Genomic DNA, 19303 nt, shown 5'->3' with positions numbered 1-19303 from the left:
TCGCTCCCGCCGTGGCGTGGGGGCGACGCGAGAAACATCGGGCTCAGGGACTTCGTACCGTGCGGTTCCGATATGGTATTGTATATATTACTGTACGATATGTCGTTCGGAAAGGCGAGTTTTTTTCGCCCTCAGGAGCCCCCATGCCCACGTGTCGCCCCGCGTTCTTGCCCTGATCTGCCTCTTGGCCGTTTTTCTTTTCTCCGCGCCTGCTCGCGCCCAGGGGAAGAGGGAGGACAAATCGTGCGATAAGCCCGCTGTCACCCTGGGGCCCGACGGCAAAACCCCGACCGTCGATCCCCTGCCGGAAATCCCCTCTCGCAAGGAGGACCATGTGGACTGGCCGGTCCTGGATCGCGCCGCGTACCAACGCCTGACCGTGGTGGGCCCACATGATCTTTCCCTACAGCCGGTTCGGCAGGCGGACGGAGGCGGGAATAACCGAGCTTACGGCCCTGACTGACGCCCTGGAAAAGTTCAAGCCCCCGGAAAACGCGGGCAAGACCTGGACCCTGACAAGGCGCGAGGCCGTGATTTTGGCCCGCACGGCCAGGACCAGTCTGGAGAGGGCTGGTCGTTTCTGAGAGATCGGCTATTCTTCCTGCATGCCTGCCATAGGGGCAGTGGCTTGGTCCTTGCTGAAAAGCCCTGGGGGAAAGGGCTGCGAGGCGATTGCCGGGGAGTCCGAATTGCGTCGGGCGGCCGCGCACACGGTGGCGGCCGCCCGGACGGTCAGGTGGTTTGCTTGGGACTGGCGGCTTTTTTTGCCGGCTTTTTCACGGTTTTTCTGGCGATTACGGCCTGTTCCAGTTCGTCCAGGCGCGCCGAGAGCTCCTCGATGCGCCGGGCCATGTCCAGACGGGGGGTCCGCGTTTCTCCGGAGGTCCGGGAACGGGGACCGACGAACAGCACGTTCACAGCACGCGCCTCCTGTTTTCAGGGGTTTCGGGGGGGCAAGCCAACTTTTGTCGGGCTTGCCGGCCAAGTTCGGCCACGGTTTCGAGACTGGCCACAAGCTCCAGCACGGCCTCCAGCCCGGCCTTTTGCCGGGTGAAGGCGGCGGTCTGGTCCGCGCCCAGATCCAGGATCGAGGCGCGCAGGCCGGCCAGGTGCTCCTTCAGGCAGGCCTGGACCAGAGGATTGGCCAGCAGGCGTTCCACATCCTCGCCCAGGGCGGCCTGGGTTTCCAGATCGTCCAGGGTCATCGCGGACCTCGCGCCGCCATGGCGCCGGGAGGTCCGGCGGGCTGGGGACCGGCGGCGGGTGCGGGAGCCTGGGTGTCGGGACCGGCGGCGCGTGACCGTGTGGCGGCGGGGCCGGACGTTCCGGGGTGTCCCGGACCGCCGGGCGCGGGGGGCGTCCCGGCTCCGGGCGCGTTCGCCGGGCCCTTGCCGCCGTGTCCGCGCAGTTGTCCGGTGTGTTCGGCGATGGCCCGGGTGAGTCCGGCCACCTGCCCCTGCAACTCCTCGATGCGCTTGTTCTGCTCGGCCATCTTGTCGAACCGTTCTTCGGGCAGCAGGTACTCGCTCACGTCGATGTCCAGGTATTCGTACTTGGCCCGGATGGCCTTGATGAGCCCCTTGGGCTCGCAGATGCCCAGTTGCAGCCCGGCCTTGAGCATGATCTGGATGAGTTCGTCCATGATATGGGCGCTGCTCTGGCGCTCCTGCGGCCCCACGCCCACATCGATGAGCACGGTGTATTCGCCGGCGAGGTCGTCCGGCTCCAGGGCCACGTCCGCGCCGAGGATGTTCCGGTCGTCTTCGGGCGGGTAGAGCCTGATGATGTCCAGGATGCGGGCCAGAATGCGCTTGAACGTGCGGGCCAGGCGCCTGGCGTAGAGTTTTTGACGCTGCATGCCGGCGGTGAGGCGCATCTGCATGCCCGCCGCAGTCTTGTTCAGGGCATTGAGGTCCAGGCCCTGCATGTTCTCGTTGATGCCGGACTCCTTGGCCACCTCCTGCAACGTGAGCTGAAAGGCGTTGAGGAGAAACCCGTCCGCCGGGGTGGGAACGATCTCCTGTACGGTGTTGAGGGCCGACACCAGCGAGACGTCGCCTGGTCCCATTTCGGCCAGGGCCTTTTTGGTGCGGGCGTCGGTGGTGAAGAAGCCCCGGTAGGTGCTCATGGCCGCCTGGTCCTGAATGTTGCGCAACAGGTTGGACAGCACGCGCTGACGATGGTCCAGCACCGAGGCGATGGGGCGTCCGATGGCCTTGTGCGGTTCTTTGTAGATGTAGCCCAATTCGAACGGGGGCGAACCGTAGGGATTTTCCACCGGGCCGCGCAGCACCACGTCCTCGCAGAGGGTGACGATGGACGGCACGAGCAGGCCGGTGTCGTCTTGCAGCCTGACGTAGCACTCCCAGACGAAGACTTCCCCCGAGCCCAGACGCGGGTCGCTCCCGGCGCCGAAGGATTCGCCCGTTCCCAGGGCGTCGGGCGTGGAGAGTCCGTCCACGGAGAATTGCGAGGCGTACTCGCCGGCCACTTCCGTGCCGGAAGCCCCGCGTTCGTCCAGCCGGGCGCTGACCTTGTCCACGCTGCCCTTGCGGTACACGCCGGTGATCTCCATGCGGCGGATGTGGTCCAGATCGCGCTTGACCACGTGGGCCACAAAGGGATTGCGGGTCAGATCGGCGTAGCCGGGAAGCATGTAAAGCTCGCGCGCGGGCACCACTTCGAGGCAGAATCCTCGGTAGCGCGGGGTCTTGCGCACGGCCTTGGCTCCGCTCAACCCGGCGGCGGGCGCGCCCGTGGCAGGGTCGACCAGGCGGACGCGACGACCGCCGCGCACGTCCACCAGGGTGGGGTCGGTCTGGGCCATGGCCTCGAGTTGGGCCGTGGTCATGTCGGGCAAGGGAGCGGTTTTCAGGTCGAAGTCGTCGCGCTGGGTGACCTTCATCACCCCGTAGTGGGAGACCAGGCAGTCGTGCACGAAGTCTTCGATCAGGCGCTCGCCTTCGAGCTGGTTAAAAAACTTGTGGCGCACGTAGCGCTTGAGTCGATCCGCCCGGTCCCGGACTTCGCGGCGTTCCATGTCGCCGATGTCCTTGACCACGGGACTCAAGGTGAAAAAATCGCCGGTGAAGACCTCGATCAGGCCGGGTTTCATCCATTCCACCACCGAGAAAATGGTGGGATGCACGGTCTGGGACCAGCCGGGGCGCTCGTTGCCGTAGGGCTCGGCCCGGTACAGGCGAAAGTGCTTTTCCCGCTCGGCGGAAAGCTCGGCCTGGAAGGCGCGAGCCTTGTCCATATGCGGGGCGAGAAGGACGAGGAGATCCTCGTCGGATATGGGGCGCATGGGTACTCCGTTTGAGGCTAAAGGAATCGGGAAGGGGAAGCGCCGCCTTCCCAGGCGAAATCGTCCGCCGTCCGGAAGCGGTCGGCGTGGGCCATGGTCAACACGAAGGCGTCGGCCAGGTTGGGGGAGGGCAGACCCCGTCGCTTGAGTTCGTCCTTGCCTTCGACCTTGATGCGACCGGAAGGCAGGGATGCGTAACGGGGACCGCTCAGCTCGGCCCCCAACCTGTGGGCCAGGGGCAGGGTCGAGTCGATGGCGCACAGGCGCGAGGCGAAAAATTCGCGGGCCAGCCACCAGAGTTCGTCGCGGCGGCGGTTGAAACGGTCCTGTGCGGCCGCCGATTCGGCCACGTTCACACAACACACGGGCAGCCCCCAGCCGGAGAGCACATGGGCCGTGCCCGCTCCCCAGCCTATGGAGTCCACGTAAAGGGCTTCGGGCCGCAGTTCGTCGAAGCGGTCGCGGGCGATGGCGGCCACGGCCAGGGTGTCGTCGCGTCGAAACTCTTCGATGTGGAGGATCTTGCCGCCCTGGCGCACCACGATGGCCGAGGGGTCGCCGCCGAGCGAAAGGCCCACGTCCAGGCCCATGACCGGACGCACCCCCTGGTAGGATACGGGCCTGTCCAAGGCTTCGAGCACGAGCGACAGTGGAATGAGCGCATCCTCCCCGCTGACGTCGAAATCGCACTCGTATTCCTGTTTGTATTGCGCGGGGGACATGGCTTGGCGGGCCGACTCGAGTTCGGATGCGGGCAACAGGTTGGTGCGCGAGGCGGGAAACGACTCGGCGTACCAGTCCGGCCTGGCCAGGGCCTTTTGAAACAGTTCGTGGAAATGGTCGTGGCCGCGCGGAGTGCCGATGAAAAGGGCGAATCCCCGCCGGTCGGACAGGGCCGGGCGAATGACCGTGGCGAAGGCCTCGGGGCGAAAGTCCGCGTATTCGTCCAGCACCGCTCCGTCCAGGTATATGCCGCGCAGGCTGTCGGGATTGTCCGCCCCGTAGAGGCTGATGCGCGCGCCGTTTTCGAAGTCGGCTCGCAGTTCGTTTTCGTGGAAGCGCACGCCTGGAATGCCCGAGGCGAAACGCTTGAGGTAGTCCCAGGCCAGGCGTTTGGCCTGGATAAGGGTGGGAGCCACGTAGCCCAGGCGCGGCGCGGGGAGCCGGATGCGATGGGCGGCGTCGATGAGGGCGTTGACGCAGAGCACGGTCTTGCCAAAACGGCGATGGCAGACCAGCACGGAAAAGCGCATGAGCCCGGTGTGGATTTGCAGCTGGAAAGGGTGGGGGACGTAGCCGGTGTGAACGGTGATGTCAGGCGTCATGAACCCGGGAGCATACCCGGGTTTTCGGTCCTGTCAGCCCATATGGGGCTATGTGGAAAAAAGGCGGGGCAGGCGAGGAATTATATCGGCAACTCGACCACGAACCGGGCACCACCGCCGGGGCGCTGTTCCAGGCGCATGGAACCGCCATGGTGGGTGGTGACGATGTAGTAGGAGACGGAAAGGCCCAACCCTGTGCCGCCGCCCGGTTCCTTGGTGGTGAAGAAAGGCTCGAAGATGCGGCGGGTATGTTCCAGGCTCACGCCGGGGCCATTGTCTTCCACTTCGAGGATGACCTTTCCGTCGTGCCTTCGGGTGCGCACCCAGATCGTGGGCCGGGACGCGTCGTCCCGATCGGCCAGGGCTTGCACGGCGTTCTTGATGAGGTTGAAGAGCACCTGGCTGATTTCGCTTGCGATCATGGACACGGCCGGAAGGTCTTCGGCCAGTTCGCACACGATGGACACCTTTTTGATGTCATACTTCTTGCGCAGGTCGAAGTCGTTGCCGGCCAGAGCCACGGTTTTTTCCACCAGGGTGTTGATGTCGGCGGGGCGGCCGTCTTGTTGACTTTTCCGGCTGAACTCCAACATGTTGGCCACGATTGCCGAGGCCCGTTCACCGGCCTGTTGAATGGTTTCCAAAAATTCGGGGATCTGCAGGCCTTCCATATAGTGGGTCAGGGCGTCCTGGGGGCAGTTCATGGCCTTGGAGGTTTCAACGTTGCGCCGGTTGCCTGGCTGAAGCCGACGCTTGATCACTTGCACGCTTTGCAGAATGCCGCTCAGGGGGTTGTTGATTTCGTGGGCCATGCCGGCGGCAAGCCCGCCCACGCTCATCATCTTTTCCGTCTGGATCATGAGCTCCTGCATGCGCTTGGTTTCGGTGATGTCGCGACACGTCAGGTGCAGGAGCTGTTCGTTGTCTATGGTCACGGGCACCACGGTCACATCAAGAAGCAGCGGGGAGCCGTCGGCCCGCGTGCTCATCCATTCCACCCGGCACACTCCCTGGGTAAGGGCCTTTTCGATGTTGCGGTCGACGACCTCTGTGGTTAAGGAGCCGTCCGGTTGACGTTCCGGTGAAAAATCCGTGGGCATCTTGCCCACGAGTTCGTCTTTCTTCCGGAGACCGAGGAGGCCGAGGCAGGCTTGGTTGCAGGCGGTGAAACGTTCCTGACGCGTCATGAGCAGGATGGCGTCGGACGAGTTTTCGAAAATCTTTCGAAAGGTTTCCTCGCTTTGACGCAACGCCTTGAGCGCCTGGTTGCGGTCGGTGATGTCGCGGATGACACCCACGATGTGCTTTTGCCCCTGGTCGTCCACGTAGAGATTCTTGCGGGTCACCACGGTGAACTCTTTGCCGTCGGACGAGGTGAGGATTTCCTCCGTGGTGTCGGTTTGGCCCGTCTCCATGACGAAGCGGTCCTGCTTCTTGTACCCCACGGCCTGTTCCTTGGGGAAGAAATCCAGATCGGTATGGCCAAGCATGCCCTCCCGGCTGATGCCGACCATGTCGCACAGGGCCTGGTTGACCAGAAGAAAGCGGTGGTCTTGATTTTTGACGAAGATGGGATCGGCGATATTGTCCACTACATTGTAGAGGAACTGTCGCGAACGACACAATTCGCCTTCGATGATCTTGCGTTGGGTGATGTCCGTGAACGTGGCGTACGAGCCCAGGAATTCACCCTTGGCGTTCAGCCAGGGGGCCACGGACACGATCACCCAGACGGCTGAGCCGTCCTTGTGGCGCAGACGGCGTTCGTAGCGCTCCCGCATGCCCTTTTTCCGCTGGTCCAAGCGGGCATGGTGGTCCGGCAGATCTTCGGGAAAAATGAACCGATCGATGGACATGCCGATCATTTCTTCCGGCGTGTAGCCAAGCATGCGAGCCCGAGCGGGATTGGTGAACACGATGTGCTGGTCGGGATCGATGCCCTCGATGCCTTCCGACGCGGTTTCCACGATCAGACGGTAGCGTGCTTCACTGGCTTGCAGGTCGTCGGCCTGGCGATCCGAAATGCGCTTGGTTCTGACGAGCGTCGTCCAGAGCAGCACTGCGGTCACCGCGACGAACAGCCATCCCTTGAGCATGCTCATCCAGACCAACGTCCGGGGCGAATCCTGGACCAGATACATGATGGCCTGGTCGGAAAACAATATCCACAGCGCTCCAAACAGCGCATATCCGAGAGCTATGAACAGGGGCCTGAGCGACATTGGTTCATTTGTAGGCCGAGTGGGGGGAATACGCAAGGTGGCGGCATTGGTTTCATGCCTGTTTTCCGGTTATGGTCCAAGAACAGGTGCGTATCCTCTCTTTCTGCCATAGTTTTCCCTGATATCGAAAAATAAAAGGCCGCCCCGAAGGGCGGCCTTGGAAGACAGGGTTGGACTGAAGGACTAGTTGTTCAATCCGTTTTCCACCTCGGCGCGTACTTCCAGAGCCACCTTCCACAGGATGGTCAGGATGATAAAGCCCAGGGCGTAGATCATGGTGGCGACCATGAGCTCCGGTCCGGTGGGCAGGTATTCGGTAACGCGTTCGAAGGGGTTGGGCGTGAAACCGCCGGTGATCAGGCCCATGCCCTTGTCCAGCCAGGTGCCGATGACCAGCATGATGAGGGCGGGCACGAGCACCTTGGTGTTGTAGCGCCACTGGTAAGGGATGAGCATGAACATGGAGCCCAGGCCCAGCACGCCGGCGGCCCACATGAAGGGAGTCATGTAGGTGTGGCCCTCGAATCCCGAGAACAGGAAGATCAGCGGGTCCTTGTGGCCGGGGATGTTCGAGTAGAAGGACGTGAACACTTCCAGGAAGAAGAAGAACACGTTCACGCACATGGCGTAGGTGATGGTGGTGGAAAGGCTCTTCATGGCTTCCTTGCCGGGGTCGAAGCCGGTCACGCGCTTGACCACCAGGATCAGCAGCATGAGCAGCGCGGGACCGGAGCAAAACGCGCTCGAAAGGAAGCGGGCGGCCAGGATAGCCGTCAGCCAGTAGTGGCGTCCGGGCAGACCGGCGTACAGGAAGGCCGTCACGGTATGGATCGAAAAGGCCCAGATCACCGAGAGGTAGACCAGGGGCTTGACCCAGCCGGGAGGGGTCACGCGCTTCCAATAGGCGGTCAAGGTGGTCCAGCCGATAACCACGTTCAGCAACAGGTAGCCGGTCAAGACCATCATGTCCCAGAACAGGATCGAGTTGGGCGTGGGGTGCAGGATCACGTTCATAAGGCGCTGCGGCTGGCCCAAGTCGATGACGATGAAGCCCATGCACATGATGACGGCCGCGATGGCCAGAAATTCACCCATGATGATGAGCTTGGAATAGGCTTTGTAGTGGTGGAAGTAGTAGGGCAGCACGAGCATGACCGCCGAGGCCGCGACGCCGACCATGTAGGTGAACTGGGCGATGTAGAATCCCCAGGAGACGTCGCGCGACAGGCCCGTGATCATCAGACCGTTGTTCAACTGGTAGAGGTAGAAGCCGGAACAGACGCCCATGATGACAAGCAAGACAATCAGTGCGCCGAAGTAACGGGGGCTTCCCTTGAGGGCTTTTTCAAGCATGGGGCACTCCTAGAGGATGTAGTACACACCGGGTTCGGTGCCGACATCGGGTTTGCGCCGAATGGCGTAACGTTCCTTCAGGACCTGGCGCACCGTGGAGTTCGGATCTTCCAGGTCACCGAAGTAGATGGCCCCGTTAGCAGCCTGCACGCAGGCGGGCATTTCACCCTTGTTGAGCTTTTCCACGCAGAAGGTGCATTTTTCCACCACGCCGCGGGTGCGGTGCGGATAGATGTTGTTCATGTTTTTGACGAAGGGAGCGGGATCGCGGAAGTTGAAGCTGCGGGCGCCGAAGGGGCAGCCGGCCATGCAGTAACGGCATCCGATGCAGCGGTGGTAGTCCATGACAACCAGGCCGTCGGGACGCTGGAACGTGGCCTTGGTGGGGCAGACCCGCACACACGGCGGATGAGTGCAGTGGTTGCAGAGCAGCAGGAACTTGCGGTGTTCAATGGCCTCGGCCAGGAACTTGGGGCGTTCGGTGGGGAAAGTGGCCTCGAAGGTGTCGGTCCACATCCACTTGATTTCCTGCTTGCCTTCGATGGAGGGCACGTTGTGGAAGCTGTGACAGGCTTCGATGCACTTGGCCTGCAACGCGTCGTCGAACTTGCCGGTATCGATGACCATGGCCCAGCGCTTGGCGGTGAGCGGATGGGCGAAGTCCTCGGCCGTGGGGATCAGGGAGTCGGCGGCGTTGGCTCCTTCGCCCAGAAACCCGAGGGTTCCGGCGGAAACGACAGCGGCGGAGACGCCGGCGATTTTGAGAAAGTCGCGTCTGGTTCTCTTCATAATTATTTCTCTCCCTTCTTCACGGGCGAGATGTTGTGGCAGTTCCAGCAGTAGGGATTCACGCCAACGGCGTTGTGACACTTGTCGCAGAACTTTTCCTTGTCGGTGTGGCAGTTCATGCAGGTGTCGGTCAGGCTCATGTTGAATTCCTTGCCGGCCTGGTTCGTGAAGACGCGGGTGTTCTCGCGGATCACCTTGTCACGCCATTCGTTGAGAAGCGTCATGTGGCGGTCGCGCATTTCATTGGTGGGAAGCACGCAATCCTTGACGTTCTTGGGCAATTCGGGCTGCACGTCGAACTTGGCCTGCCCAACTCCCCGCAAGAAGGGGAACAGCGCCAGGCACAGGAAAATCACCAGGCCTGGAATGACGTATTTGCCGTGATACATTATTCCTCCTCCTCAAAGCCGGGCAAGGGTTCCTGGCGCAGGTTCATGGTGCGCTCCTGTTCCTCGTCGTCGAGAATCAGGGCGTTGCCCACAAGCTCGTGCAGGCCGGCCACGCGGACTCCGGGGGCCCAATAGTCGGCCAGCGCGGGCAGGGTGGCGCGGTCGATGGCGCAGATGCAGCCCATGGTGTTCACACCGAACTTCTGCTGCACGTAGTTCAGGGCGTTGCCGCGGGGGAGGCCGCCGCGCAGGCGCATTTCAAGAAACTCGCCGTTGTTGAGGCCGGCGCCGCCGCCGCAGCAGAAGGTCTGTTCGCGGATGCACTGGGCGGGCATTTCCGTGAAGCCGTCGGTGACGGCGTTGAGCACGTAGCGGGGTTCGTCGAAGAAGCCCATGCCGCGAGCCGTGTTACAGGAGTCGTGCCACGTGGGCTTGATGCCCGCGTTGCGGCTCTTGTCCAGCTTGAGCTTGCCGTGCTTGATGAGGTCGGCGGTGAACTCGACAAGGTGGATCATCTTCGTGGACTTGGCGTTGTCGAACACCGTGCCGGTGATGGGGCTCTTGGGCACTTCCAGGAACTCCGGCGGTCCATTCATGGTGTCCATGAACTGGTTGATGACGCGCCACATGTGGCCGCACTCGCCGCCGATGATGTATTTGACGCCCAGGCGTTTGGCTTCGGCGTACATCTTGGCGTTGAGCTTCTTCATCCAGGTGTCGTTGGTGAAGGAGCCGAAGTTGCCGCCTTCCGAAGCGTAGGTGGACCAGGTGACGTCCAGACCCAACTGGTGGAAGAGCAGCAGATAGCCCATGAAGGTGTAGATGCCGGGCTCGGCGAAAATGTCGCCCGAAGGAGTGACGAAAAGAATCTCGGCGCCCTTCTTGTTGAGCTGGGGCTCGATGGCGATACCGGTGATGGTTTCGATATCGTCGACCAGGTAGCCCATCATTTCCTTGAAGGCGTGGGGCTGGATGCCCAAGTGGTTGCCGGTGCGGTTGCAGTTGGCCACCGGTTCGAGGATCCAGTTGATGTTGAGTCCCACGAGGTGCATCATTTCACGGGCCAGGATCGTGATCTCGGCCATGTCGATGCCGTAGGGGCAGAACAGCGAACAGCGGCGGCACTGGGTGCACTGGTAGAAGTACATGAACCATTCTTTGATCACGTCTTCTTCGAGCTTGCGCGCGCCGGCCAGCCGGCCCAGAACCTTGCCGGCCATGGTGAAGTCGCCGCGGTAGATGGAGCGCAAAAGCTCGGCGCGCAGCACCGGCATGTTCTTGGGGTCACCGGAGCCGATGAAGAAGTGACACTTGTCGGCGCAGGCGCCGCAACGCACGCAGATGTCCATGAACACCTTGAGCGAGCGGTACTTCTTCAGGCGTTCGCGAAATCCTTCGGTGATGATCTCGCGCCAGTCGGGGGGCAGTTTCCAGTCTTCGTCCGTGGGGCTCCAGTCGCGGGGGTTGGCCATCCCCAGGTATTTGAGCACCTCGGGTTTGCCGGGATAGGAGAAATTGCCGGGACGAAATTCCGGCTTGATATCCATCCACGTCTTTACCGGCGTGGTGTAATCAATGCTCATCAGTTCTTCAGGCGGCGCCATTTTGGCCATAACGTATTCCTCTCAGGTCGTTCGCCACGGGGGGCTTAGGCTTGCTTGTCCACGGGAATTTCGGCCTCGATCATCTTCTCCCGGTATTCGTCCTCGTAATGCTCGTACGAATGGGGCTTCACGCTCGGGTCGTTCCAGGGATTGACATGATGGACCATACGCGTGTCGTTGGGCACGTTGCGCGTGGGACTGAAGAAGATGCCCGGGGCGTGCATGAGCTTGCTGAAAGGAAAGTAGGCCCACAGAACGCAAACCAGGAAGAAGTGCGCGTAGAACGCCGGATCCACGTTCTTGGGAATTTCGGGGTGGAAGGTCACCAGACCCATGGCCAACTGCTTGACCGCGATGACGTCCACCTTGACGAAATAGCGCATGTAGATGCCCGTAAGGCCGATGCCGATGAGCAACAGCAACGGAAAGTAGTCGTTGATCAAGGAGATGTAGCGAACTTTCCGGTCCCAGAAGCGGCGTCCCAGCAGGAAGGCCAGGGCGGCCAGGAAGGTGACGTCGGTCAGGTAGAGGGTGGGAACGCCGATCTGCAGGATGTTGTCCACGAACTCGATGCCGGTGACGGCGGTCGGGACGGGCTCAAGAAAGAAACGCAGGTGGCGAATCACCACGATGAGGAACGTCCAGTGGAACAGGAGGGCGAAGAACCAGAGCCCTTTGGCCGGCCCGTAACCCACGCGCCCATCTTTGTAGCGGTTGTCCAGGTAGAAGTTGCGGAACAGACTGCGGAAGCAGAGCACTTCCAACAGCATGCGCACAACGGTCTGGAAACCGGTTTTGGGGTTGTCGAACTTTTGATGCTTGACCCACGGCAGACCATACTGCTGCCCGCCGGTCGTGGGGATGTTGAATGGCACAGGCGTGGCCGCCCAGCCGATAACTTTTGACACGAACCCCACGATAAAAATGGTCACGGCCGCGTACGGGACGTAAATCCCGAAGACGTTGGCCATGCCCGCCCCTGCCCCAAAAGCCGACAAGGCGATCAACGCCGTGACAGCCAGCAAGGAAAGAAATGCTGCCATGTACCCTCCACCTCGCTATGTTCCAATGCCGACGCCGGCTATTCAGCCGGCTCCTCCTCACCGACGCCCACTATGAGGCGGGCATGTTTCAACAAGAGATGCTGGTGCTTTTCGAGTTCCCTCACCCTGATCTCGTTAAGCTTTTCCCTACAGGCGGTGTAGAGGTCCAGGCAGGTGAGCACGAGCCCGTCGATGAAGGATTCGACGGCCAGCAGATCCACCCAGGCCTCGCGGCGCTTGATTTCGGACCACAGCCTCTCACGTAGAACCTTTTTGAAGGTCACGAGAAAGCCCGCCGCACCCGACGGGCTGAAATTCTGAACCGCCCGCACCCGGACGACCTCGTCCAGGGCGAACATGGCTTTGTCCAGGGCTTCCTGGTTCTTGGGGTCAAGGACGGCGGAGCACACTTCTTCAAGACCCTCGCGAAGCCTCCAGGCCACGGGGTTGAGGAACTGGTCCGAGGACTTTTTCCAAAGTTTCGCTGTTTCAGGGGGATAGGTGTCCAGAACCTGGTTGTACCACTCTTTGACAATAGGGCCCCGCTGCTCGGCGAGAAGCGTCAGTACGACATTCATAATTGGATCTTTTTGGATTGCATGGAATTTGATGAGCTTGTTCCCATCGTCACAATCTTTCTTCCCTTACCCCGAAAAGCCATGTCATGTAAAGACTATATCAACAAAGTGCGCAAAGCCGTGCCCAGGACCGGGTGGAAAGCCCCTCTGGCCGGGAGTTTACAGGGACAAACCCACAGGCTAGGACGAAGCCCATCGCAACCGCCACACGGCCACTGGCCATACGGACAACCATGCACCTTTCCCCGCAAGAACGCGCACTTCTGGCCTCGGTGTCCCGCTTCGAAACCATCGGGCGCTATCAGGGACTCATGCCCGGGAAACATCTGGTCACCTTCGGCCAGGACCTGACCGCGCGCCTGGAGCGTCTGGGGTTGATCGAAGAGGTGGAGCTCACCTACAATTGCGGAAAAACCCTCAAAGCCGTGCGCCTCACCCCCCAGGGACGCCTGGAGATCGAAGACGAGCAGCACCCGCAGGGCGCAGACGATCCCGCGGAATTGACCCTTGAGCACCTCGTGCTTCTCCAGGATGTGCTCCATTTTTCGCACATGCCCCGATACCGCTTCATGCTTCCGGCAAAAAAAGCCAAAATTTACAATCAGGAAGATTTAAACGATCTTTTTGTACGAGGGTATCTGCTCAAGCTCAAGGTCTCCACCGATGACAGGGGCGCGGCCAAAGGCTACGTCATCTCGGCCAAGGGGGAAAAAGTCCTGTCAGAGGCGGGGTTTAGCTGATATTGGCGGGAGGCCCCGGAAAGGGGCGAAGGATGGGGAGGAAGACTGGGGGAGAAACCCCTTTTGTGAACAAAAGGGGTTTCTCCCCCAGGCCCCCTCTTTCCCAAAAAACTTCAATGTAAAGGTTGGGGAAACGAGCGGCAATGCGCAATGGGACCGCTTTGAACAAAGTATATTGCTAACATAGAGTAAGAGCTAAAGTTTTTTGGAGATGGGGGTGTGGGGGAAGGACCTTTTGTTCACAAAAGGTTCTTCCCCCGCTCTTGCTTCTTCCCTGCCCCCTCCCGTCCTTACCCGCAGGCTTCTTCCCCGGCGGGCGTTTCGCTGACGATGCGGGCGCCGGCGGGCCAGTTGAGTTCTATCTGCACGCATTCGCGGTCTTTTTTGCGGGCGAGTTTCATTTCCACTTCGACCATGGCCGAGGGGCGCAGAGTCAGGCAGTCTTCGCCCACGGCCATGCAGACCGATCCGGCCTTGAGGCCCGAGGCCACGTCGGCCACGGTGGAGGCCGCCTCGGACAGGGTCATGACGCCTTCCAGTTTGACTTTGTCTCTGTTTTTGTCCTTGCCCATACTGTGTTCTCCTGTTCACAAGCTCATGGGGGCGTCCAGGCGTACTTCGCGCGCGTTCTGGGACGAAAGCAGGCGCACGCTCAGCAGGCCGCGCCGAGCCAGGGTTTTGATATCGGCCGCCAGGGGGCCTTCAAGATGCTCCAGGGTTTCGGGAAAGGCCTCGCGCGCGCCGTACAGCCGCAGGCGCGAGCAGTCCGCCCCGTTGCCTTCGACGCGAAGCGTCAGGGGAGCGGCCGCGGGCGCGGTGTGGGCGCGCAGGCAGGCGTTCAGGGCGTCGAGGCCCAGGGCCAGGCTGAGGGCCGCTCGGAGATGCGCGGGGGAAAGGTCGTGGGCGCAGTCCAGGGTCCAGGGCCCGGACACGCCGTCCAGGTAGGCGGCCATGTCCACGCCGTCGCTGTCCGGTCGCAGGCGCAGGGCTTCGATCAGCCGGATGAGCAGGAGCATGGTCCTGTCCCGGGGGCCGTCGTCGGGGAGCAGTCCGGCCTGGGCGGCCAGGGTCATGAGGCGGGAGAGGGCCTTGGTGAAGCGTTCGCCGGCCAGGGAGAGCGCCTCCCCTGTTTTGGGCGGGACCGCGACGGTCGAAGGCTCCAGGATGTTTCGCAACGCGAGGGCCGCATCGGCCCCGGTCTGGCGGCCCAGGGGATCCTTGCCCAGACGGGAGCCCGGTTTCATGGTATTTTCCTTGCGAGAATCTCGCGACAGAGGTTCAGGTAGTCCAGGGCGCCCTGGCTGGAGGCGGCGTAGTCGAAGATGGGTTGGCCGAAGCCCGGCGCTTCGGCCAGGGCCACGCAGTCGCGGATGCGGGTTTCGAAAAGCAGACGGGGAAAGTGCGAGCGAATGGCCTGGGCCACTTCGCGACACAGGCGTTTGCGGTGGTTGTAGCGGGTCAGGACCACGCCCAGGATGGTGATCCGGCCGTTGAAAACCCTGGCCGACTCCACCGTGCCGAGCAGGTCGGCCAGGCTGGCCAGGGCCAGGTATTCGGCCTGAACGGGGATGAGCACCTCGCCGGCCGCGGCCAGGGCGTTGACCGTGATGAGCCCCAGGTTGGGCGGGCAGTCGAGCAGAAGCACGTCGAATCCGGTCAACCCGGCAACGGCTTGGGCCAGTAGACGTTGCTTGCCGGGAAGGGCGGCCAGTTCGGAGTCGACGCCGGACAGCCCCAGCGAGGACGGAGCGACCTTGAGCCCGCGCCGGCCCCGCAGAATTTCGCCCAGTCCGATTTCGCCCTTGAGCGCCTCGTAGGTGGTGCGGCCGGGCTGGGCCTCCACGCCGAGCGAGGCCCCCAGGCACCCCTGGGGGTCGAGATCGGCCAGGGCCACGCGCAGGCCCAGGCGGGAGAGTCCCGCTCCGATGTTGACGGCGGTGGTGGTCTTGCCCACGCCGCCTTTCTGATTGAGCAAGGCTATGGTGCGCATAGCCTTTTCGTCTACGTCATGGAGGTTTCCCCCGGGCGGCGAACGTGTGGCGGGGGTGTGACATCGCCGCGTCGGATCAGCGCCGGGCCAAACGTTCGGCCAGACCCTCCAGGGCTGCCAGGGCGGACTGCTCCTTGATGGAAGCCCGGTCGCCCGTGAAGGCGTAACATTTGGCCGACACGTGGCCGTCCACGAGCCAGGCCATCCACACCGTGCCCACGGGCTTTTCCGGCGTGCCGCCGGTGGGACCGGCCACGCCGGAGACCGCCACGGCCGTCTGGGTCTTGAAGACACCGGCGGCTCCCCGGACCATGGCCTCCACGGTTTCGCGGCTCACCGCGCCGAAGCGGTCGAGAACCTCCTGGGGCACGCCCAGGAGATCGCGCTTGATCGGGTTGGCGTAGGCCACGGCCCCGCCCACGTACCAGGACGAACTGCCGGCAAGGCCGGTGAGGGTGTGTCCGATGAGGCCGCCGGTGCACGATTCGGCCGTGGACAACAGCCAGCCGCGTTCGGTCAAGCCCTTGGCGATGCGTTCCACGCAAGGTTGCGTCGTCATGAAGGTATCCTCTCTTTGCGGCCCGCTTGACCGCGTTTGTCACCCGACGTAAGACCCGGCTACGAGAAATACGCTCCCCGGAGGCCTTTCATGCTTGATCCGCGCTTCGTGCGCAAGAACCTGGACCTTGTGCGCCAGGCTCTGGCCAATCGCAACATGCAGTTGAACCTGGACGAATTCGCCCGCCTGGACGAAGAACGCCGTGCCCTTCTGAGCGAGGTGGAAGCCCTCAAGGGCGAGCGCAACAAGCTCTCGGCCGAGGTGGCCAAGCGCAAGCGCCAAGGCGAAGACGCATCCGAACTCATGGGCCGGGCCTCCGCCGTGGGCGATTCCATCGCCGCCCTGGAGGGCAAGGCCCGCCTGGCCGACGAAGCCTCGGAAGCCTTTCTCTATTCGGTGCCCAATGTGCCCCACGCCTCCACGCCCATTGGCAAGACCGAGGCCGACAACCCGGTGGTGCGGGTGGTGGGCGAAAAGACCACGTTTCCCTTCGCGCCCAAGGAGCACTGGGAAATCGGCCAAAACCTGGCCGGTCTCGATTTCGAGCGGGCCGCCAAGCTGACGGGGGCGCGTTTCGCCGTGCTCTGGGGCTGGGCCGCCAAGCTGGAACGCGCCCTGGCCGCGTTTATGCTCGATCTGCACACGCTCACCCACGGCTACACCGAGATCGCCACGCCCTACATGGTCAATTCCCAGAGCCTGATGGGTACGGGACAACTGCCCAAGTTCGCCGAGGACCTCTTCAAACTGGAAGGCTGGGACTATTACCTCATTCCCACCGCGGAGGTGCCCGTCACCAACCTGCACCGCGACGAGACCCTGGACGAAGCCAGCCTGCCCCGCACCTACACGGCCTACACCGCCTGCTTCCGGTCCGAGGCCGGGTCCTACGGCAAGGACACCAAGGGCCTTATCCGCCAGCATCAGTTCGGCAAGGTGGAGTTGGTGCGCCTGACGCATCCCGGCCGGTCCTACGAAGAGTTGGAGCTGCTCACCACCCAGGCCGAGGAAGTGCTCAAGCGCCTGGAGCTGCCCTACCGGGTCATCAGCCTGTGCTCCGGCGATTTGGGCTTTTCTTCGGCCAAGACCTACGACATCGAGGTCTGGCTGCCCGGGCAGAACACCTACCGCGAGATTTCCTCCTGTTCCAACTTCGAGGACTTCCAGGCCAGGCGCGCGGGCATTCGCTTCAAGCCCAAGGGCGGAGGCAAGACCCAGTTGGTGCACACCCTGAACGGCTCCGGCCTGGCCGTGGGACGCACCATGGTGGCCATTCTGGAAAACTGCCAGCGCGAGGACGGCTCGGTGGCCATTCCCACGGCCTTGCAACCCTACATGGGCGGGCTTGAAGTCATCACGGCTCCCGGGAAATGACCGCGCGCGTCAGGACGCGCCAGGCCCTGGTCCGGGGCGCGTGCGTGGGAGCGGCCACGGCCGCCATGGCCCTGGTCTTCTATCTCGATCTGCGTCAAGCCGCGCTGCTTGGCGTTGTGGCCGGAGCGACGGCCCTGGGATTGCGTCTGGCGGACGCGGTCGACCGCTAGCCGACGGGGCGTTGAAAGAATTTATTCCCACGGCCTGTTCAAGACACTCGCCGGCGAGCGCGAAGGCACGGCAAGCCTGAATCGGAGTCGAAGACTGGCGGGCTTGCCGTGTGCGAAGCGGGCGCGGCCGGCGGGGATTTTGTTTGCGGGCCGCCAAGCCCCTGCCGGCAGGAGACGTTTTCCCATGCACGAGGCGCTGGCCTTCTTCTCCACGGGCGCGACCCTGGGCCTGGCCTCCGGGCTTACGCCCGGACCGCTCATGATGCTCCTCTTCGCCCAGACGCTGACCCACGGTCCGGGCGAGGGCTCCAAGGTGGCCGCGGCGCCGCTCTTCACCGACGGGCCGGTGATGCTCTTCTACCTGGCGGCCCTGAACGCCTTGAGCGCGTTTCCCGCCGCCTTGGGCCTGATCGGCCTGGTGGGCGGGGGCGTGGTGGTGCGTTTCGGCCTGGGCTGCCTGCGCAGCGGCCCCCTGGTCCTGGCCGCGCCCACGGGCGCTCCCGGGTCCTGGGCCAAGGGATTGTCCACCAACTTCTTCAACCCCAAAATGCACCTGTACTGGGCCACGGTGGGTTCCCCCATGTTGCTTTCCTCCCTGGAGCGGGGAGCGGCCTGCGCGGGGGGCTACCTCTCGGGCTTCTACCTCTGCCTGATCGGAACGAACCTGGGCCTGGTCTGGCTTTCCGGGCGGTTTCGGACCTTTCTCTCCGGTCGGGCCTACGTGGCGACCATGCGCGTCATCGGCCTTCTGCTTCTTCTGGCCGCCGCCGGACTGTTCTGGGACGGTTTGTCCCGGCTCGGTCTTGCCCGCACGCCCTGGGCCGGGTAAACGGGACTCCCAAATACGTTTCGGAGGAAAGCCATGCATCACGTCGATCCCTTCGTCGCGGGCCTTGTCCAGATGGCTCCGGAAGACACCCCCGCCGCCACCCTGCAAAAGGCCGCGGACTTCACGGCCCAGGCGGCCGACCGGGGAGCGCGCGTCGTCTGCCTGCCGGAACTCTTCGCTACGCCGTACTTCTGTCAGACGGAAGACCACGCCCATTTCGCCCTGGCCGAAACCGTGCCCGGCCCCACCACCCGGGCCCTGGGCCGCGTGGCCAAGGACAAGGGCGTCACCGTGGTGGCCCCGCTTTTCGAGCGGCGCGGTCCCGGCGTCTTTCACAACAGCCTGGCCGTCATCGACCCGAAGGGCGAGGTCCTGGGCGTGTATCGCAAGATGCACATCCCCGACGACCCGGGCTACTACGAGAAATTCTATTTCACTCCCGGCGACCTTGGATTCAAACGCTTTACGACTCCGGTGGGCCCCATCGGCACGCTCATCTGCTGGGACCAGTGGTATCCCGAAGCCGCGCGCCTCACCGCCCTGACCGGGGCCATCATCCTGTTCTATCCCACGGCCATCGGCTGGCACCCGGAGGAAAAGGCCGCGTTCGGCGTCAAGCAGCGCGACGCCTGGATAACCATCCAGCGCTCCCACGCCATCGCCAACGGCTGTTACGTGGCCAGCGTCAATCGCGTGGGACACGAGATTCCCCCCACCGGCGGACCGGGCATCGAATTCTGGGGATCGAGCTTCGTCTGCGACCCCTTCGGCGAAGTCCTGGCCCAGGCCGCTACGGATCGGGAGGAAATCCTGACCGCCGAAATTGATCCCAAGGAAGTGGACACCATCCGCACCCACTGGCCCTTCCTGCGCGACCGTCGCATAGACGCCTACCAGGCCATCGAACGGCGCTATATCGACGATTGAAGCGAAAACAAGAGAACGACCGGGGGAAAACCCCTTTCCCCAAAAACTTCACATATGCTTCGCCTGGGCCGCTCCGGACGCGAAGCGTTACGCGGGGGTCCGGG

The 19303-nt window shown here is 62.9% G+C and carries 21 protein-coding genes; 6 read left to right on the top strand and 15 right to left on the bottom strand.

Going from position 1 to position 19303, the window contains the following annotated elements; translation table 11 throughout:
* Positions 1–392: 392 nt before the first annotated feature.
* Positions 393–584 (top strand): hypothetical protein, encoded by a 192-nt coding sequence (locus tag ACYQ01_RS07405; protein ID WP_459933194.1) that lies wholly within the window; start codon positions 393–395, stop codon positions 582–584.
* A gap of 148 nt (positions 585–732) precedes the next feature.
* On the opposite strand, the gene ACYQ01_RS07400 is transcribed toward ACYQ01_RS07405, so the two are convergent.
* The 11 genes from ACYQ01_RS07400 to ACYQ01_RS07350 all read right to left on the bottom strand — a co-directional run bounded on the left by ACYQ01_RS07400 (position 733) and on the right by ACYQ01_RS07350 (position 12610).
* Positions 733–918, bottom strand: a complete 186-nt coding sequence (locus ACYQ01_RS07400; RefSeq protein WP_459933193.1) for a hypothetical protein — start codon at positions 916–918, stop codon at positions 733–735.
* Positions 915–1205: a hypothetical protein gene (locus ACYQ01_RS07395; RefSeq protein ID WP_459933192.1), complete on the bottom strand. Its 291-nt coding sequence runs from the start codon at positions 1203–1205 to the stop codon at positions 915–917. Before ACYQ01_RS07395 ends, ACYQ01_RS07400 begins: the two co-directional genes overlap by 4 nt.
* Entirely contained in the window at positions 1202–3307 is a 2106-nt protein-coding gene (locus ACYQ01_RS07390) for a portal protein (RefSeq protein ID WP_459933191.1), read from the bottom strand. The genes ACYQ01_RS07395 and ACYQ01_RS07390 overlap by 4 nt, the downstream gene beginning before the upstream one ends.
* Before the next feature lie 17 nt (positions 3308–3324).
* Entirely contained in the window at positions 3325–4632 is a 1308-nt protein-coding gene (locus tag ACYQ01_RS07385; protein WP_459933190.1) for a terminase large subunit domain-containing protein, read from the bottom strand.
* 80 nt (positions 4633–4712) lie between these two features.
* Entirely contained in the window at positions 4713–6854 is a 2142-nt protein-coding gene (locus ACYQ01_RS07380) for a PAS domain-containing sensor histidine kinase (protein WP_459933189.1), read from the bottom strand.
* A 183-nt stretch (positions 6855–7037) separates the two neighbouring features.
* Positions 7038–8207, bottom strand: a complete 1170-nt coding sequence (dsrP, locus tag ACYQ01_RS07375; protein WP_459933188.1) for a sulfate reduction electron transfer complex DsrMKJOP subunit DsrP — start codon at positions 8205–8207, stop codon at positions 7038–7040.
* Between the two features lie 9 nt (positions 8208–8216).
* A complete protein-coding gene (gene dsrO, locus ACYQ01_RS07370) occupies positions 8217–8996 on the bottom strand; it encodes a sulfate reduction electron transfer complex DsrMKJOP subunit DsrO (RefSeq protein WP_459933187.1) in 780 nt (259 codons plus the stop codon).
* Positions 8997–8998: 2 nt separating this feature from the next.
* Entirely contained in the window at positions 8999–9385 is a 387-nt protein-coding gene (dsrJ, locus tag ACYQ01_RS07365; RefSeq protein ID WP_459933186.1) for a sulfate reduction electron transfer complex DsrMKJOP subunit DsrJ, read from the bottom strand.
* The gene (gene dsrK / locus ACYQ01_RS07360; RefSeq protein ID WP_459933185.1) at positions 9385–10998 is read right to left on the bottom strand and encodes a sulfate reduction electron transfer complex DsrMKJOP subunit DsrK; all 1614 of its coding nucleotides are present in this window, start codon (positions 10996–10998) and stop codon (positions 9385–9387) included. Before dsrK ends, dsrJ begins: the two co-directional genes overlap by 1 nt.
* Before the next feature lie 35 nt (positions 10999–11033).
* Positions 11034–12032: a sulfate reduction electron transfer complex DsrMKJOP subunit DsrM gene (gene dsrM / locus ACYQ01_RS07355; RefSeq protein ID WP_459933184.1), complete on the bottom strand. Its 999-nt coding sequence runs from the start codon at positions 12030–12032 to the stop codon at positions 11034–11036.
* 38 nt (positions 12033–12070) lie between these two features.
* Positions 12071–12610 (bottom strand): RsbRD N-terminal domain-containing protein, encoded by a 540-nt coding sequence (locus ACYQ01_RS07350; RefSeq protein ID WP_459933183.1) that lies wholly within the window; start codon positions 12608–12610, stop codon positions 12071–12073.
* Positions 12611–12843: 233 nt separating this feature from the next.
* On the opposite strand from ACYQ01_RS07350, the gene ACYQ01_RS07345 reads away from it, so the two are divergent.
* Positions 12844–13350, top strand: coding sequence for a hypothetical protein (locus ACYQ01_RS07345; RefSeq protein WP_459933182.1), 507 nt, complete (start codon positions 12844–12846; stop codon positions 13348–13350).
* Between the two features lie 290 nt (positions 13351–13640).
* Here the strand turns inward: ACYQ01_RS07345 and ACYQ01_RS07340 are convergent, their stop codons facing one another.
* The 4 genes from ACYQ01_RS07340 to ACYQ01_RS07325 all read right to left on the bottom strand — a co-directional run bounded on the left by ACYQ01_RS07340 (position 13641) and on the right by ACYQ01_RS07325 (position 15899).
* Positions 13641–13922, bottom strand: a complete 282-nt coding sequence (locus ACYQ01_RS07340; RefSeq protein WP_459933181.1) for an amphi-Trp domain-containing protein — start codon at positions 13920–13922, stop codon at positions 13641–13643.
* A 15-nt stretch (positions 13923–13937) separates the two neighbouring features.
* Positions 13938–14594, bottom strand: a complete 657-nt coding sequence (locus ACYQ01_RS07335; protein WP_459933180.1) for a hypothetical protein — start codon at positions 14592–14594, stop codon at positions 13938–13940.
* On the bottom strand, positions 14591–15340 hold the full coding sequence (locus ACYQ01_RS07330) for a ParA family protein (RefSeq protein ID WP_459933179.1): 750 nt from the start codon (positions 15338–15340) through the stop codon (positions 14591–14593). The genes ACYQ01_RS07335 and ACYQ01_RS07330 overlap by 4 nt, the downstream gene beginning before the upstream one ends.
* Positions 15341–15416: 76 nt before the next feature.
* Positions 15417–15899: a CinA family protein gene (locus tag ACYQ01_RS07325; protein WP_459933178.1), complete on the bottom strand. Its 483-nt coding sequence runs from the start codon at positions 15897–15899 to the stop codon at positions 15417–15419.
* Between the two features lie 90 nt (positions 15900–15989).
* On the opposite strand from ACYQ01_RS07325, the gene serS reads away from it, so the two are divergent.
* The 4 genes from serS (at position 15990) to ACYQ01_RS07305 (ending at position 19199) form a co-directional block, all read left to right on the top strand.
* Complete coding sequence (gene serS, locus ACYQ01_RS07320) at positions 15990–17273, top strand: serine--tRNA ligase (protein WP_459933177.1); 1284 nt, start codon at positions 15990–15992, stop codon at positions 17271–17273.
* On the top strand, positions 17270–17443 hold the full coding sequence (locus ACYQ01_RS07315) for a hypothetical protein (RefSeq protein WP_459933176.1): 174 nt from the start codon (positions 17270–17272) through the stop codon (positions 17441–17443). Before serS ends, ACYQ01_RS07315 begins: the two co-directional genes overlap by 4 nt.
* A gap of 184 nt (positions 17444–17627) precedes the next feature.
* On the top strand, positions 17628–18272 hold the full coding sequence (locus tag ACYQ01_RS07310) for a lysine transporter LysE (protein ID WP_459933175.1): 645 nt from the start codon (positions 17628–17630) through the stop codon (positions 18270–18272).
* A 33-nt stretch (positions 18273–18305) separates the two neighbouring features.
* Entirely contained in the window at positions 18306–19199 is an 894-nt protein-coding gene (locus ACYQ01_RS07305) for a carbon-nitrogen hydrolase (RefSeq protein ID WP_459933174.1), read from the top strand.
* The last annotated feature ends 104 nt before the right edge of the window (positions 19200–19303 follow it).

Source organism: Fundidesulfovibrio butyratiphilus (assembly GCF_054657235.1).
The sequence above is the reverse complement of the archived record's forward strand: the minus strand, read 5'-3'. Positions and strand labels throughout refer to the sequence as shown.

Excerpts from the sequence above, each read along its gene's own strand:
- ACYQ01_RS07405 (WP_459933194.1), top strand. The coding sequence starts at position 393 with ATGATCTTTCCCTACAGCCGGTTCGGCAGGCGGACGGAGGCGGGAATA.
- ACYQ01_RS07395 (WP_459933192.1), bottom strand. The coding sequence starts at position 1,205 with ATGACCCTGGACGATCTGGAAACCCAGGCCGCCCTGGGCGAGGATGTG.
- ACYQ01_RS07390 (WP_459933191.1), bottom strand. The coding sequence starts at position 3,307 with ATGCGCCCCATATCCGACGAGGATCTCCTCGTCCTTCTCGCCCCGCAT.
- ACYQ01_RS07385 (WP_459933190.1), bottom strand. The coding sequence starts at position 4,632 with ATGACGCCTGACATCACCGTTCACACCGGCTACGTCCCCCACCCTTTC.
- ACYQ01_RS07380 (WP_459933189.1), bottom strand. The coding sequence starts at position 6,854 with ATGTCGCTCAGGCCCCTGTTCATAGCTCTCGGATATGCGCTGTTTGGA.
- dsrP (WP_459933188.1), bottom strand. The coding sequence starts at position 8,207 with ATGCTTGAAAAAGCCCTCAAGGGAAGCCCCCGTTACTTCGGCGCACTG.
- dsrO (WP_459933187.1), bottom strand. The coding sequence starts at position 8,996 with ATGAAGAGAACCAGACGCGACTTTCTCAAAATCGCCGGCGTCTCCGCC.
- dsrJ (WP_459933186.1), bottom strand. The coding sequence starts at position 9,385 with ATGTATCACGGCAAATACGTCATTCCAGGCCTGGTGATTTTCCTGTGC.
- dsrK (WP_459933185.1), bottom strand. The coding sequence starts at position 10,998 with ATGGCCAAAATGGCGCCGCCTGAAGAACTGATGAGCATTGATTACACC.
- dsrM (WP_459933184.1), bottom strand. The coding sequence starts at position 12,032 with ATGGCAGCATTTCTTTCCTTGCTGGCTGTCACGGCGTTGATCGCCTTG.
- ACYQ01_RS07350 (WP_459933183.1), bottom strand. The coding sequence starts at position 12,610 with ATGAATGTCGTACTGACGCTTCTCGCCGAGCAGCGGGGCCCTATTGTC.
- ACYQ01_RS07345 (WP_459933182.1), top strand. The coding sequence starts at position 12,844 with ATGCACCTTTCCCCGCAAGAACGCGCACTTCTGGCCTCGGTGTCCCGC.
- ACYQ01_RS07340 (WP_459933181.1), bottom strand. The coding sequence starts at position 13,922 with ATGGGCAAGGACAAAAACAGAGACAAAGTCAAACTGGAAGGCGTCATG.
- ACYQ01_RS07335 (WP_459933180.1), bottom strand. The coding sequence starts at position 14,594 with ATGAAACCGGGCTCCCGTCTGGGCAAGGATCCCCTGGGCCGCCAGACC.
- ACYQ01_RS07330 (WP_459933179.1), bottom strand. The coding sequence starts at position 15,340 with ATGCGCACCATAGCCTTGCTCAATCAGAAAGGCGGCGTGGGCAAGACC.
- ACYQ01_RS07325 (WP_459933178.1), bottom strand. The coding sequence starts at position 15,899 with ATGACGACGCAACCTTGCGTGGAACGCATCGCCAAGGGCTTGACCGAA.
- serS (WP_459933177.1), top strand. The coding sequence starts at position 15,990 with ATGCTTGATCCGCGCTTCGTGCGCAAGAACCTGGACCTTGTGCGCCAG.
- ACYQ01_RS07315 (WP_459933176.1), top strand. The coding sequence starts at position 17,270 with ATGACCGCGCGCGTCAGGACGCGCCAGGCCCTGGTCCGGGGCGCGTGC.
- ACYQ01_RS07310 (WP_459933175.1), top strand. The coding sequence starts at position 17,628 with ATGCACGAGGCGCTGGCCTTCTTCTCCACGGGCGCGACCCTGGGCCTG.
- ACYQ01_RS07305 (WP_459933174.1), top strand. The coding sequence starts at position 18,306 with ATGCATCACGTCGATCCCTTCGTCGCGGGCCTTGTCCAGATGGCTCCG.